The following is a 13,345-nucleotide window of genomic DNA, read 5'->3' as shown; positions in this document are numbered from 1 at the left end:
TGGGCACGATCCGGGAGGAGGCCCATGGGCGAGTTGACACGCATGATCCAGCAGCGACTAGACGACGCGTACGCGTCGCTGCGGAGCGCCCACGCAGAGGGAGACACCTACCTGGCGGACATCCGCCAGGAGGAGATCAACGACCTGCGCCGGATCGCAGCGAACAACGACATCGGCGTGGAGCCACCCCGCTGCGACTGAAGCCGCGCGAACGACACGGGGAGCCCAGGACCGCGGCGGTCCCGGGCTCCCCGTTCTCCGTCCCGGATCAGCCGCCGAGGTCGTCGAGATCGTCAAGATCGCCGAGGGGGTCGAGCGGGGCCAGGAGGTCGTGCAGGGCCTCGAAGGTGCCCGGGCCCGCGGCGACGGTCAGCTCCGGGCCGGGCGCGGCGCCGTGCAGGCCCTCGACGCGTCCGCCCGCCTCCCGGACGATCAGCCCGCCGGCGGCGATGTCCCATGCCTGGACGCCGCGCTCGTAGTAGGCGTCGACCCGGCCGGCCGCGAGCGAGCACAGGTCGACGCAGCAGGAGCCGCCGCGCCGGATGTCGCGGACGTTCGGCAGCACGCCGGTGAGGACCTGCGCCTGCCGCGCGCGCCGTCCGGACGCGTAGCCGAACCCCGTGGCCACCAGCGCCTTGGCGAGCGGCACCCGAGAATTCACGCGGAGTTCGCGCGTGCCGGACGCGGTGTGCTGGACGGCGCCCGCCCCGCGTACGGCCGTGTACGACTCGCCCCTGCGCGGTATCTCCACGGCTCCGGCGACGGCCGTGCCGTCCACCTCCGCGGCGATGCTGACCGCCCAGTCGGGCAGGTCGTAGAGGTAGTTGACGGTCCCGTCGATGGGGTCGATCACCCAGCGGACGCCGCTGCGCCCGGCGTGGTCGCCGCCCTCCTCGCCGAGGAACGCGTCGTCGGGCCTGGCCGCCCGGATCCGCTCGATGATCAGCCGCTCGGCGGCGCGGTCCATGCGGGTGACGACGTCGGTCGGGGACGACTTGGTCTGGACGACGTCCGGGCCGTCCGCCGGGCGCTTGTCGACCAGCATCCGGCCGGCCTCGCGCGCGGTCGCGGCGGCCAGCTCCAGCAGCTCGTCCGCCAGGCTCATCGCGCCTCCGTCAGGAGGTGGCGGGGCAGGGCGGCGAAGCGCGGGTCGGCGCCGGGGGCGTCTGGCCTCGCCGGGCTCATCGGGCCTCCGTCAGGAGGTGGCGGGGCAGGGCGGCGAAGCGCGGGTCGGCGCCGGGGGTGGCGGCCCGCGCGAACGCGACGCCGAGTTCGGCGGCCCGTTCCGCGGCCTCGACGTCGAGGTCGTACTTGACCTCCATGTGGTCGGACACGAACCCGATCGGGACGACCGCGACGGCGCGGACGCCCTCGCCGTGCAGCCGCTCCAGATGGTCGGTGATCTGCGGCTCCAGCCAGGGCTGCGTCGGCGGGCCGCTGCGGCTCTGGTAGACGAGCTCCCACGGCGTTCCAGGGGCCGCCTTCTGCGCGACGGTCCGCGCGGCTGTTTCCAGTTCGTCGGCGTACAGGTCCCGGTTGGGCTGCGACAGCGGGACGCTGTGCGCGGTGAAGACCAGTCGTGCGTCCTCTGGGAGACGGCTCAGAGCGTCCTTCGTCGCGTCGACGAACGGCTCGACGAAGCCGGGCCTGTCGCTGTAGACGGGCAGCTTGTCGATCTCAGGCGCGTCCGGTATCTCGTCGCGCGCGCGCGCAATGTCGGCAAGGTACTGGTCGTTCGTGGAGTAGCCGCTGTAGGCGGACGTGACGAACGCCGCCGCCCGCTGGATACCGTCCGCCTTCATCTGCCGGACGGTGTCGGCCAGGTAGGGAGTCCAGTTCCGGTTGCCCCAGTAGACGGGCAGATCCACGCCGTGGGCGGCGAAATCGGCCACGATGGCGGCCTTGAGGTCGCGGCACAGCTGGTTGATGGGGCTGACGCCGCCGAACAGGTAGTAGTGCTCCCCCACCTCTTTCAGCCGCTCCCGTGGGATGTTCCGGCCACGGGTCACGTTCTCCAGGAACGGGATCACGTCCTCGGGCCCCTCCGGGCCCCCGAAGGACAGCAGGAGCAACGCGTCATACGACGGCGTCGTTGCGCGCGCGCGCGAAGTCATGTCTCCATCCAATCAGCTGAACCTCGCGGCATACGCCTTGGCCAAGCTGAGTACCTTCTGGACGTACCAGTGGGCGTGGTTGTACTGGAACACCGCTGTGTAGAGCTGTTTGCCGCCCCGTCCCGCACCGTTCGCGCACAGGTACTTGGCCGCTCCGGGGATGGCGTCGTAGGGGTTCATGATGTCGGCCTTGCCGTCGCGGTCGCCGTCCACGCCGTACGCCCGCCACGTCGCGGGCATGAACTGCATCGGGCCGAGCGCGCCCGCGCTGGACGGGCCCGCGTTGCGCCCGTGGTCGCTCTCGACCTGGCCGATCGCGGCGAGGACCGTCCAGGACAGGCCGCGGCACTGCCTGGCGGCCTGCTTGTAGAGGTCCAGGTAGCTGCTCGGACGTCCGCCGTCCCCGGGCGTCTGGTAGTCGTGCAGGTTGACGACGTTCGTGCCGGGGCCGAGGACCTTCGTCACCGCCTTGACGACCTTGGCCGGGCTCACGCCGGGCGCGTTGACCAGGATCGCGACGTTCGGGACGAGCCCCATCTGGTTCCCCGAGGTCTCGCTGACGAGCATGTCGATGCCGGGCAGGCCGAGGGGCCCGGCGCCGCCCATGGTCAGGTTGGGCATCGTCCGTCCGATCACCGGGTACCGCATGCCCCGGTTGAGGCGCAGCTGCTCGGCGGCGGCCGGGGACACCACGAACCGGTCGGCGGCGAGGGCCTCCCAGAGGCCGTTGTCCTTGGCCGTCCCGGGCGGCGTCCACGAGCGGAACGCCGACGGGTCGACGGCGAACGTGTTGATCTGGCGTCCTTGGAGCTGGACGGCCCCGCCCGCGACCGGCGCGACGTCCCTGACCCGGCCCAGCGTCGCGATCTTCTTGATCTTGGCCGCGGGGATCGGGCCGCGGCCGACGGCCAGCACGTCGGGCGGCACCACGCGCCGGAGCGGCGCGACCTGCCCGCCGGTGGCCACGTTGACCGGGTCGCCGGGCGGCACGCTCGGCGGCGGTTGCGCCCGCGAGGAGTCGGACGCGGCCGGCTCCGCCTTCTCGGTGGTCAGCGCCGCGACCACGCCGCCGGACGCGGTGGCGACGGCGAGGACCGCGATACCGGCGACGGCGAGCGGCAGGCCCCGGCCGCGGCCGCGCGTCCCGGGACGCGCGTCCGTCCCCTGCGGCCTCCGCTGCTTCTTCTCCGGCCTCGGCCTGCGGGGTCGCGCGTCGGGCTCGGTGCGCGGTGCTGATGGAGGAGCCACAACATTTCCCAACGACTGTCGCTACGGACGGTTACCCGCCTTGTCACCCCTTTCCCAGATGTAACGGGATCATGGGCCGGGTGGTGCCCACGGTATCGCCGGGTTTGTTGCTCTGACCCGCCGTGCGGCGGCGAACATGAATTTTCCTCATGAACGTCGGCCGAGTAGAGTCGCGGCATGTCCCCCGTGACCAACCAGAAATGGCAGAACTGGGCGGGAAACCAGCAGGCCACGCCGCATCGCGTCGTGACGCCGCGGACCGCGGGCGAGGTGGCCGCGGCGGTGCGGACGGCCGCCGAGGACGGCCTCACGGTCCGCATGACGGGCACGGGCCACTCGTTCACGGGCGCGGCCGTCACGGAGGGCGTTCTGCTGCGTCCCGCCGGGCTCACGGCCGTCCGCTCGGTCGACACGGCGTCCGGGCTCGTCACCGTCGAGGCCGGGCTTCCGCTGCACGCGCTCAACCGCGTCCTGGACGAGCACGGCCTCGCACTGGCCAACATGGGCGACATCCAGGAGCAGACCGTCGCCGGCGCCCTGCAGACCGCCACGCACGGCACCGGACGCGACGCCGCCGGGCTCGCCTCCCAGGTCGCCGCGCTCGAACTCGTCCTCGCCGACGGCGCCGTCGTGACCTGCTCGCGCGAGGAGCGCCCCGACCTGTTCGACGCGGCGCGCGCGGGCGTCGGCGCGCTCGGCGTCGTCACCGCGATCACCTGGCGGACCGTTCCATCGTTCCTCCTGCGGGCCCAGGAAGAGCCCATGAAGTGGAACGAGGTCCTCGCCCGCCTGGACGAGTTCGACACCGCCAACGAGCACTTCGAGTTCTACTGGTTCCCGCACACCGAGGGCTGCCTGACCAAGCGCAACAACCGCGTCGAGGGGCCCGCGGAGCCGCTGTCCAGGTTCAGGCACTGGCTGGACGACCGGTTCCTGTCCAACACGGTGTTCGGAGCCGTCAACCGGCTGACGCACCGGGCGCCCGCTACAACGCCGTTCGTGAACGGCGTCTCCGCAAAGGCCCTCGGGGCGCGCGCCTACAGCGACACCTCGTACAAGGTCTTCACCAGCCCGCGTACCGTCCGGTTCAAGGAGCAGGAGTACGCGATCCCGCGCGAGGAGCTCGTCCCGGCCTTGCGCGAACTGCGCGCCCTGTTCGAGCGGCGGAACTGGCGGATCAGCTTCCCCATCGAGGTCCGGACGCTTCCCCGCGAAGACGCCTGGCTGTCGATGGCACACGGACGGAACAGCGCGTTCATCGCCGTGCACGTCTACCATCGCGACGCGCACGAGGAGTACTTCCGCGGCGTCGAGGACCTCATGACCGCGCTCGACGGGCGTCCGCACTGGGGCAAGCTCCACACGCGCGACGCCGCGTACCTGGAGAAGGTGTATCCGAGGTTCGGCGACTTCCGGGCCCTGCGGGACGAGCTCGATCCCGGCCGCCGCTTCGCCAACCCGTACACGAAACAGGTCTTCGGCGACTAAGGCTGAAGGCGACGGAAGCTGCGGAACCGGCTAGTTAGCGGGTGCGGTCCGGCCTTGCGGGTCGGTGCCGCCCTGCTCGCCGCCGCCACCGTCCGGCGGACCTCCGGTGGGCGCCGGCGTGTTCGGAGGCGTCGGCCCCGACGAGGTCGGCGGGGTCGTGGGCTCCTGGCCCGTCGGCTGCTCGGTCGGCTGCGTCGTCGGCTGACCGTCCGGCGTGGTCGGCTGCGTGGACGGCCCGCCGCCGGTCGGCGTCTCGCCCGGAGTGGCGCCCGTGTCCGTCGGGCTGCCGGACGGGCCCGGAGACGGCTCGTCGTCCGTCTGCCCGCCACCGCCGCCGCCCAGCACGTTCGTGACGGTGAGCCCGTTGCCGGCCTTGCCGATGGGCTGCCCCGTCGTCGCCTCGTACAGCGTGATCCCGCCGATCACGATGGCGAACACCGCGGCCGACGACACCACCAGCTTCACCCAATGCGCCTTGGCCCACTCGACCGTGTTCTCCCACGCCGACCGCCGGACGACCTGGCGCACCGCGTCCTCCCCCGCCGCCTCGGCGAGCGACGCGGCGACGGCGTCCACGGGGTCCAGCCGCGTGGCGTTCGGGTCTGCGCCGCCGAACGGGGATCCGCGGCGCGTGGCGTTCGGGTCGCCGCCGGGGAAGCGGCCGCTCGACGCCGAGTCGAGCCGCGTCACGTTCGGGTCGCCGCCGGACCGGGGGCCGGACCGGGGGTCGAATCGGGTGGCGTTCGGGTCGCCGGACCACGTCGCCGTGCGGGTCGGGTCGGCGCTGGTCGCCTCGTCCGCCGCGCCCTCCGCGACGTCCCGGCGCCGCGCCGCCGTCTGCACGTGAGACAGCTCCTTGATCTGCTCCCGGCCCTGGTCGAGATAGTGCTTGCCGACCGCCGAACCCGCCGTCGAGATCACGCTCATCAGCGCCGCGCCGATGATCGTCCCGTACACCCCCAGGTAGGACGCCCCGAGAGCCGCGGCCGCCGTCGCCGCCGCACTCGCGATCAGCTGCGTCGTGCTGACATCCGGCAGCTTGCGCGGCATGCCCCTGCTCACCCCTGTCCGTCGCCCGTCCATCGCCGTCGAATCCCCGGAGCATGAACTAACCAGGACATCCGGGTTGTTCCGTCCGCGAACGTGACGCTCGCAACGTCGAACCGCTGGAGTCGCGCCCGCCCGTCAGGCACAGTGAGGAAAAAGATGGACAAGAATCAGGCTGGGCGACGCCCCGCCGGTCGCCTCACCGGCAAGCTTGGTCAGGTGCCCTCTTCGACCTCGTGGAGGGGGCTTCGAGAGCGGCGATGTTCGGACATGCCGGGTACGGTGCTGGCAGCAGGTGTGTCCGAAAGAGAGACTCGGGACCCGGGGGAAGGGCACGCATGCGCCCTCGGTGGGCATCGGACGGCCGGCCGGTGAGAGCACGGCAGGCCGGGTCCGAGGTCCTCCGTGCCATCAAGACAGGGCAGGAAGGACACGCATGCAGGAGCTGCGCCTCGTCGCGGTCAGCGAGGACGGTACGTACCTCGTCCTGGCCACCGCGGGCCGAGGCACCCGGTTCACGCTGCCCGTCGACGACCGGCTCCGCGCCGCGGTCCGTGGGCACTTCTCCCGCCTCGGCCAGTTCGAGATCGAAGTGGAGAGTCCCTTGCGCCCCAAGGAGATCCAGGCCCGTATCCGCTCCGGCGAGACCGCGGAGGAGATCGCCGAGTCGGCGGGTATCCCGGTCGAACGCGTCCGCTGGTTCGAGGGCCCGGTCCTGCAGGAACGCGAATACATGGCACAGCAGGCGCAACGCGTCGCCGTCCGGCGTCCTGGCGAGTCGGCCCCCGGCCCGCCGCTCGGCGAGACCGTCGAGGAACGTCTCGGCCGCGGCGGCGTCGACCTCGAAGAGGTCGAATGGGACTCCTGGAAGTGCGAGGACAACACCTGGCGCGTCCGCCTCTCCTTCTTCGACAACGGCCGCCCGCACGCCGCCGAGTGGACGTTCGACCCGCGCCGCCGCCACGTCTCCCCGCTGGACGAGATCGCCGCGCGCCTCACCGCGGTCGACTGGGACGACGAGCCGCTCTCCGACACCGTCACCCCGCTCGTGCCGCGCCGTCCCGCGATGAAGGTCGTGTCCAGCGACCGCGACCCGGCTCCCCGCGGCCTGCCCGCCGAGCCCGAGCAGCCCGCCGCGTACGAACGGCCCGCCGCGTACGAGCAGCCCACCGCATACGAGCGGTCTGCCGTGCGCGAGCAGCCGCCTGTGCGCGAACAGCCGCCCGCCGCGCCCGAACCGCTCCGCGCCGCCGAGCCCCGCGGCCACGCCGCCGAACGCGGCCGCGTGGCCGAGCCTCGGGGCCCGTTCCAGCAGCCGGGCGAGACCGCCGCGCTGCGCGAGGCCGTCCAGCCCCGCGAAGCGGACGATCGCCCCGGACCCGCCGCCGGTGGCGCGCCGGCGTCGCTCCGTCCCACTGGCACCCGCGACCCGGTGGAACCGGCCGCGGCCGAGGGCGGCGAGACCGCGCTGGGGCGCGACACGTCCCGCCAGCCCGAAACGGTCGAGCCCCGCGAGGCGGCACGGACGGCCGAAACCCCTCCGCCGAGCGAGACCGACGAGCAGCCGGAAGCCGCCGTCGGACGGGAGGCCACGCCCGCGACCGGGCCCGCCCGGCCCCAGGACGACGAGAAGACGCCCGAGGCCGCCGTTCAGGAGGACGAGGGCCCGCAGGACGAGACCGTCCACCCCCAGGAGGACGACGAGCGCGACACGGCTCAGGCGGACGAGGCCGCCGACGAGCGCGGCGACGCGTCCGAAGAGGACCTGGACGAGACCGACGACGACCAGGAGACCGCGCAGGACGCGCCGGCCGAGAAGGCGTCCGACGCGAGCCCGCAGCCCAAGACCAAGCCCACGCCCGCAGCCACGCCCGCAGCCACGCCCGCGTCGCCCGAGCCCGCCGAGGACGAGAAGCCCGCGCGGGACAAGAAGCCCGCGGCGTCGCAGCGTCCCGCCCAGCGGCAGTCTCCGCGGACTCCGGCGAAGAAGAAGCCGGCGGGCCGTCCCGCCATGCCCGCGGCGGCGCAGGAGAAGCCCGCGCCCGCATCGCCCGCTCCGGCGGCGGCCGCGAACGGCGAGCCGCCGGCCGCGCCCCGTCCGGCGCGGCGCCGCAAGGCGAAGGGCAAGCGCGCCTCCGTGCCGTCCTGGGACGAGATCATGTTCGGCGCCCGCCGCCCCGAGTAGGCACCCCGGCGCGGCCCGGCCCGTACGCGGGTCAGGGGCGGGCGTCGGGCGGAGCCTCCAGGAACGGCGTCAGCCAGGCGGGGGTGATCCCGGCGGCCAGGGCCACGGCGTCCTCTTCGGCCATGTCCATCGCGGAGTAGCCGCCGTCGCCGGCGCCGACGGCCGCGAAGAGCGTCGCCAGGCCGAGCCTGCGCTGGAACAGGGTCCGGCGGATGCGCCACCCGATGACGGCGTCGTGCTCGACGACCACCTGGCGGCGGCGCAGCGTGCCGGAGCGGACGCTGAGGCGTTCCCCGTCGGTGGCGTGGCCGAGCTGGCGGTAGCGGTCCAGGCCGAGCGGGACGGCGAGCACGGCGAACACCGCGCACACGTAGGCGACCCAGAGCTGACCGGCGAGGACGGCCAGCACGGCGACCCCGGCCGCGGGCGCCACGGCGCGGACCAGCCGGCGGCCCCGCGCGGCCGGCGGATGCGCGATCAGGGGGCCCGGCACGTTGCCGACGACGCGGGCCGCGAGAGACTCGGCGACCGTGCGCGGCGCGGCGGGCAGGAGCCGCCCACGGTGGGCGACGTCGCCGAGGCCGGTGATGAGCGCGCCGAGGCGGGTCACCCCGGCCATGCGCTCGAACGGGTTGTCGGCGAGCTCGACGCCGCGCAGCCGCCTGCGCTCCAGGGAGACGCTGCGGCGGGTGACGAGGCCGCGCTCCGCGACGACGGAGCCGTCCCGCTCGTGGACGGTGAAGTCCCAGTTGAACAGCGTGAAGGCGATTACCGACATGACCGGCATGGCCATCAGCGCGAGGATGGCCAGCGCGACGGCGAGGGCGGTGGGGAGGCCCACCACGTCGTGGCCGAGGTTCTCCACCCGTTCCCTCGTGATGAGGCCCAGGTCGTCGCCGAGGTTGTAGACGGTGCCGAGGAGGCTGCCGGCCAGCGCGAACGGCGTGAGCAGGTACGCGCCGCTGAGCGGCGCGTACACGTACCAGCGGCGGCGCATGCGGGCGAGGACGCGGCGCGGCGGCGCGGGCGCGTCCCGGGCCAGGAGGATCCCGCGGAGCCGTTCGGCCTCCTGCCGGGAGACGGCGTTCAGGGCCCCTTCGCCGCCGTCCGCGCCCGCGTCGATGTGGACGACCGCCAGCCCGAGCAGCCGATGCGGGAGGGACGCGCTGATGTCCACGCCCCGGATCCGGTCGCGCGGGATGCTCTTGACCGACCGTCCTATGAGCGCCCGGCGGAGTTCGATGCGGTCGCCGTACAGGACGTACGTGAACGTCACCCAGCTCACGACGTGGAAGAGCAGCCCGAACGCGAGCCCGACGAGAGTGAAGTAGAAGGCCGTGGACAGCCCGCCGACGAGGAGCCCCGTCGCGCCGGCGGCGACCAGGGCGATGAGTTCCCGGACGGCGCCGACGACGAAGGTCAGCGGATGCAGCCGCTGCCCGTGCCCGATCTCCGGCGACCGCGTCCCATTGGAAGTCGGTTTGGCTGAGGCGGGAGTGGCGGAAGTAGCCGGAGTGGCAGAGGACGCAGAGGTCGCCGATGTAGCGGACGTGGCAGATGTGGCAGAAGTGGCGTCGTCATCGGAGTGGCCGTTGGACGAAGGATCGGCGGTCCGGTCGTGCTGCGCGGCGGGGTCGGGGGCGGGGTCGCCGTCTCGGATGTTCACGTGGCGTCGTCGCGGAGGTCGTGGGCGCGGTGCGCGAGGTCCTCGGCCAGGCGGGTCGCGACGTCCACCGGAAGGCCCGCGACCTCGGACGACCCGGTGTGCGACGCCGTGTTCACCTCGATCGTCGCGAGGCCCAGCATCCGTTCGATCCAGCCCTGCTCGGTGTCGACGGTCTGGATCCGTCCGACGGGCACCAGCAGCCATTCGCGGCTGAACCAGCCCGTCCGCGTGTAGACGACGTCGGCGCTGACCTCCCAGCGGTGGACGCGGTACCGCCAGACGGGCGCGACCGTCACGATCAGCAGCCCGGCGGTGCCGACGATGTAGGGCAGCCAGCCGATCCGTCCCGACAGCCACCCGGGCATCCCGTCCCAGCCCGCGTCGCCGGCCCAGGCGGCGACGCCCAGCGCGAGGCCGAACGCGAGGCCCCACAGCAGCAGGTACTCGATCGCCCAGTGCGCGATCGCGCGGCGCGACACACGGTGTTCGGGCGGCCGCAAACGCGGGGGGTGCGGCCCCCCGCCGTTCCCCTGGTGACTGCGCCGCACCGACGTCACACCGCGAGTTTAGAACGCCGGAGGCCCCCTCCCGTTGCCTTCGCCGAGTGCGAACCGCCAGATCCCGGGCACAAAAGGCGGGCATCTCAGCGTTCTGTCAGTGGTCCATGCGATGTTGTGGGCGCTTCTCGCGCCGCCGGCGAAGCTGGGCAGGGGCGGCGAAATAACTGGATGCAAACCACCCCGGACACCGCATACCTTGGCTGGTCCCTCTTCGGAGGGGTGAAGACGTCCGGCGAACGAACACACCTAGGAGATCACATGACGTACGCGATCCAGGCCGAAGGCCTGGAGAAGCGGTTCGGTGAGACCCAGGCGCTGGCGGGCGTCTCTCTCACGGCGGAGCCGGGCACGGTCCTCGGCGTGCTGGGGCCGAACGGCGCCGGCAAGACCACCATGACCCGGATCCTCGCCACGCTGATCGAGCCGACCGCGGGCAGCGGCAGGGTAGGCGGGTACGACGTGGTCAAGGAGGCGCACAAGGTGCGCCAGCTCATCGGCCTGACCGGCCAGTACGCCGGGGTCGACGAGATGCTCACCGGCACCGAGAACCTCGTGCTGATCGGCCGCCTCCTCGGCATACCGCGGCGCCAGTCCAAGGCGCGGGCCGCCGAGCTGCTGGAGCGTTTCCAGCTCACCGACGCTTCCGAACGCGCCGCCAAGACGTACTCGGGCGGGATGCGCCGCCGTCTCGACCTCGCGGCGAGCCTGGTCGGACGCCCGCAGATCCTGTTCCTCGACGAGCCGACCACGGGCCTCGACCCGCGCTCCCGCAACGGCCTCTGGGACATCGTCCGCGGCCTGACCGCCGACGGCGTCACCGTACTGCTGACCACGCAGTACCTGGAGGAGGCCGACCAGCTGGCCGACGACATCATCGTGATCGACCGCGGCCAGGCCATCGCGCACGGCACGTCCGACGTGCTGAAGGCGCAGGTCGGCGGGCAGGTGCTGGAGGTGCGGCCGATCAACGCGCCGGACCTCGACACCGTGGCGAAGATCGTCGGCGAGCTGGCCGAGGCCGTCCCCGAGATCCGCGACGGCCTGATCAGCACCCCGATCACCGACCCGCAGCTGATGCCCGCGGTCGTCCGCCGCCTCGACGACGCCGGGGTGGCCGTCGGCGAGCTGTCGCTGCGCAAGTCCAGCCTGGACGAGGTGTTCTTCGCGCTCACCGGCCACCACACCGACGACATCGACGCCGAGGCCGACGAGCTCGCCCAGTCCGCCAAGAAGCAGGCCGCAGACAAGGAAGGGGCGTCCGCATGACCACCGCGACGTTCGCGCCGCAGGAGCTGTCCAAGCGGGTCGCGCCCGGCACCGCCCTGCGCAACACGATGACCCTGGCCTGGCGCAACCTGGTCCAGATCAAGCACAACCCGATGGAACTGCTGGACCTGTCCATCCAGCCGATCATGTTCGTGCTGCTGTTCGCGTACGTGTTCGGCCCCGCGATGGAGGGCAGCGTCGACGCGTACCTGCCGATCGTGATCCCCGGCATCATCGCGCAGAACGCCCTGTTCGCGGGGATGAGCACCGGCTTCGGCCTCAACACCGACATCACCAAGGGCGTCTTCGACCGGTTCCGGAGCCTGCCGATCTCGCGCAGCGCCCCGCTCGCCGGACGGATCATCGCCGACACCGCCAAGCAGGCGTGGTCGATGACGATCCTGCTCGCGGTCGGCTTCGCGATCGGCTTCCGGGTCGAGACGAACGTGTTCGCGCTGCTCACCGCGTTCGTCCTGCTGCTGGCGTTCGCCGTGCTGTTCTCCTGGACGTCGGTCTACATCGCGATGAAGGTCAACGAGCCGGAGAAGGTGCAGATCTTCGGCTTCGTGGTGATCTTCCCGCTGAGCTTCCTGAGCACCGCGTTCATCAAGTCGACCGACGGCATCCCCGGCCCGGTGGCCTGGGTGATGGACAACAGCCCGGTGACGCACCTGGTGGAGGCGATGCGCGGCCTGCTGGTCGGCGGCCCCGTCCTCGAACACTCCCTGATCGCGCTGGCCTGGGGCGTCGGGATCTCCCTGGTCTTCGCCCCGCTCTCCCTCCGCGCCTTCAAGAAGCGCGCCTGACCCCGGCCGCGCCGACGGCCCGGCCCACCGGTACCAGAGACCGCCGGGCCGGGCCGCCGCCATGCCCGGCACCCGAGACCTGCCGACCGAGCCGGGCCGGACCGTCGGCTTACGTGGTGTGCGGCACGCCCGACGCCGGACGTCGGGACGGGAAGTTCGGACATTCTTCGTGACGCTCTGACGACCGCCGGAGACGGCCGGGAGGCGGCCGAGAGGTGACCGCGGAGACGCCAGCACGACGCGCGTGAGGCGGGCGCGAGACACCGCCCCGTTTCGATGATCGCTGAACCGTTCCTCCCGATCACGGAGCAGGCATGAGAGCGATCAGAGTCCTCGGCGCGGCGCTGACGGCCGGAGCCGCACTGGGAGCCTCGGTCCCGGGGACGGCCACCGCGTCCGGCGCACCGCATCCGGCGCCCGGCGCGGCGGAGCGGACGGTCACGGTGCCGTCCCCGGTCGTCACGGATCCCAGGACGGGCGCGAAGTCGAGCGACCTGGCCGCCGACGCGCGCCCGCCGTGGACCAGGCTGCGCGTCCAGCACTCCAAGAAATGCCTGGAGATCCCCGGCTGGTCGAAGAAGTCCGGCACACGGGCAGACCAGTACACCTGCGTCAAGCAGGCGAACGCGCAATGGGCCCTGTGGCTGATCCAGTCCACCGGAAGCGGAACGACCCGCCACTACATCTACGCCGTCCAGAACCGTCACAGCGGCCTGTGCCTGACGGTCGAGGGCGTGAAGAACGGCGGCGCGGTCAGGCAACGGCAGTGCCGCAACGCGAAATACGGCGACAACTACCGTCCCCAGCTGTTCTGGTACACGCCGCTTCGCCAGCTCGTCAGCCGGCACGCACGGAAATGCCTCGACATCTCGGGGGCGTCCAAGCGCAATGGCGCGCTCACCACCGTCTGGACCTGCAAGGCAGGCAAGATGAACCAGCGGTTCGCCAACATCCGCTGACGCGTC

Annotated in this window: 12 protein-coding genes; 6 read left to right on the top strand and 6 right to left on the bottom strand. The window is 72.5% G+C overall.

Annotated elements, in window-relative coordinates; genetic code table 11:
- Positions 1 to 24 precede the first annotated feature (24 nt).
- On the top strand, positions 25 to 201 hold the full coding sequence (locus tag ACH34T_RS29095; protein WP_396024119.1) for a hypothetical protein: 177 nt from the start codon (positions 25 to 27) through the stop codon (positions 199 to 201).
- Between the two features lie 67 nt (positions 202 to 268).
- Here the strand turns inward: ACH34T_RS29095 and ACH34T_RS29090 are convergent, their stop codons facing one another.
- The 3 genes from ACH34T_RS29090 to ACH34T_RS29080 form a co-directional block, all read right to left on the bottom strand.
- A complete protein-coding gene (locus ACH34T_RS29090) occupies positions 269 to 1,105 on the bottom strand; it encodes an inositol monophosphatase family protein (RefSeq protein ID WP_396024118.1) in 837 nt (278 codons plus the stop codon).
- A 76-nt stretch (positions 1,106 to 1,181) separates the two neighbouring features.
- The gene (locus ACH34T_RS29085; protein WP_396024117.1) at positions 1,182 to 2,114 is read right to left on the bottom strand and encodes a ferrochelatase; all 933 of its coding nucleotides are present in this window, start codon (positions 2,112 to 2,114) and stop codon (positions 1,182 to 1,184) included.
- Positions 2,115 to 2,126: 12 nt separating this feature from the next.
- Positions 2,127 to 3,362: a lytic transglycosylase domain-containing protein gene (locus ACH34T_RS29080; protein ID WP_396024116.1), complete on the bottom strand. Its 1,236-nt coding sequence runs from the start codon at positions 3,360 to 3,362 to the stop codon at positions 2,127 to 2,129.
- 177 nt (positions 3,363 to 3,539) lie between these two features.
- On the opposite strand from ACH34T_RS29080, the gene ACH34T_RS29075 reads away from it, so the two are divergent.
- Positions 3,540 to 4,850 carry a D-arabinono-1,4-lactone oxidase gene (locus tag ACH34T_RS29075; RefSeq protein WP_396024115.1) on the top strand — a complete coding sequence of 437 codons (1,311 nt, stop codon included), beginning with the start codon at positions 3,540 to 3,542 and terminating at the stop codon, positions 4,848 to 4,850.
- Positions 4,851 to 4,880: 30 nt separating this feature from the next.
- Here ACH34T_RS29075 and ACH34T_RS29070 read toward each other — a convergent pair whose 3' ends face one another.
- Positions 4,881 to 5,900, bottom strand: a complete 1,020-nt coding sequence (locus ACH34T_RS29070; protein WP_396024114.1) for a hypothetical protein — start codon at positions 5,898 to 5,900, stop codon at positions 4,881 to 4,883.
- 433 nt (positions 5,901 to 6,333) lie between these two features.
- Here ACH34T_RS29070 and sepH point away from each other — a divergent pair, with 433 nt between their 5' ends.
- Positions 6,334 to 8,082: a septation protein SepH gene (gene sepH, locus ACH34T_RS29065; RefSeq protein ID WP_396024113.1), complete on the top strand. Its 1,749-nt coding sequence runs from the start codon at positions 6,334 to 6,336 to the stop codon at positions 8,080 to 8,082.
- 31 nt (positions 8,083 to 8,113) lie between these two features.
- Here sepH and ACH34T_RS29060 read toward each other — a convergent pair whose 3' ends face one another.
- Both ACH34T_RS29060 and ACH34T_RS29055 read right to left on the bottom strand, forming a co-directional pair.
- Complete coding sequence (locus ACH34T_RS29060) at positions 8,114 to 9,748, bottom strand: PH domain-containing protein (RefSeq protein WP_396024112.1); 1,635 nt, start codon at positions 9,746 to 9,748, stop codon at positions 8,114 to 8,116.
- Positions 9,745 to 10,227 (bottom strand): PH domain-containing protein, encoded by a 483-nt coding sequence (locus ACH34T_RS29055; protein WP_396024111.1) that lies wholly within the window; start codon positions 10,225 to 10,227, stop codon positions 9,745 to 9,747. The genes ACH34T_RS29060 and ACH34T_RS29055 overlap by 4 nt, the downstream gene beginning before the upstream one ends.
- A 339-nt stretch (positions 10,228 to 10,566) precedes the next feature.
- Between ACH34T_RS29055 and ACH34T_RS29050 the strand changes: the two genes are divergently transcribed.
- The 3 genes from ACH34T_RS29050 to ACH34T_RS29040 all read left to right on the top strand — a co-directional run bounded on the left by ACH34T_RS29050 (position 10,567) and on the right by ACH34T_RS29040 (position 13,339).
- Positions 10,567 to 11,574 carry an ATP-binding cassette domain-containing protein gene (locus tag ACH34T_RS29050; RefSeq protein WP_396024110.1) on the top strand — a complete coding sequence of 336 codons (1,008 nt, stop codon included), beginning with the start codon at positions 10,567 to 10,569 and terminating at the stop codon, positions 11,572 to 11,574.
- On the top strand, positions 11,571 to 12,380 hold the full coding sequence (locus tag ACH34T_RS29045; RefSeq protein WP_396024109.1) for an ABC transporter permease: 810 nt from the start codon (positions 11,571 to 11,573) through the stop codon (positions 12,378 to 12,380). Before ACH34T_RS29050 ends, ACH34T_RS29045 begins: the two co-directional genes overlap by 4 nt.
- A 314-nt stretch (positions 12,381 to 12,694) precedes the next feature.
- Positions 12,695 to 13,339, top strand: a complete 645-nt coding sequence (locus tag ACH34T_RS29040; RefSeq protein ID WP_396024108.1) for an RICIN domain-containing protein — start codon at positions 12,695 to 12,697, stop codon at positions 13,337 to 13,339.
- Positions 13,340 to 13,345: the final 6 nt, after the last annotated feature.

This window comes from Actinomadura sp. 9N215, assembly GCF_044326345.1.
Classification (GTDB): Bacteria; Actinomycetota; Actinomycetes; order Streptosporangiales; family Streptosporangiaceae; genus Spirillospora.
This window is presented reverse-complemented; position numbering and strand designations above follow the sequence as displayed.

Coding starts and splice junctions, on each gene's coding strand:
- ACH34T_RS29040 (WP_396024108.1), top strand. CDS start 12,695: ATGAGAGCGATCAGAGTCCTCGGCGCGGCGCTGACGGCCGGAGCCGCA.
- ACH34T_RS29045 (WP_396024109.1), top strand. CDS start 11,571: ATGACCACCGCGACGTTCGCGCCGCAGGAGCTGTCCAAGCGGGTCGCG.
- ACH34T_RS29070 (WP_396024114.1), bottom strand. CDS start 5,900: ATGCCGCGCAAGCTGCCGGATGTCAGCACGACGCAGCTGATCGCGAGT.
- ACH34T_RS29085 (WP_396024117.1), bottom strand. CDS start 2,114: ATGACTTCGCGCGCGCGCGCAACGACGCCGTCGTATGACGCGTTGCTC.
- ACH34T_RS29075 (WP_396024115.1), top strand. CDS start 3,540: ATGTCCCCCGTGACCAACCAGAAATGGCAGAACTGGGCGGGAAACCAG.
- ACH34T_RS29090 (WP_396024118.1), bottom strand. CDS start 1,105: ATGAGCCTGGCGGACGAGCTGCTGGAGCTGGCCGCCGCGACCGCGCGC.
- ACH34T_RS29095 (WP_396024119.1), top strand. CDS start 25: ATGGGCGAGTTGACACGCATGATCCAGCAGCGACTAGACGACGCGTAC.
- sepH (WP_396024113.1), top strand. CDS start 6,334: ATGCAGGAGCTGCGCCTCGTCGCGGTCAGCGAGGACGGTACGTACCTC.
- ACH34T_RS29050 (WP_396024110.1), top strand. CDS start 10,567: ATGACGTACGCGATCCAGGCCGAAGGCCTGGAGAAGCGGTTCGGTGAG.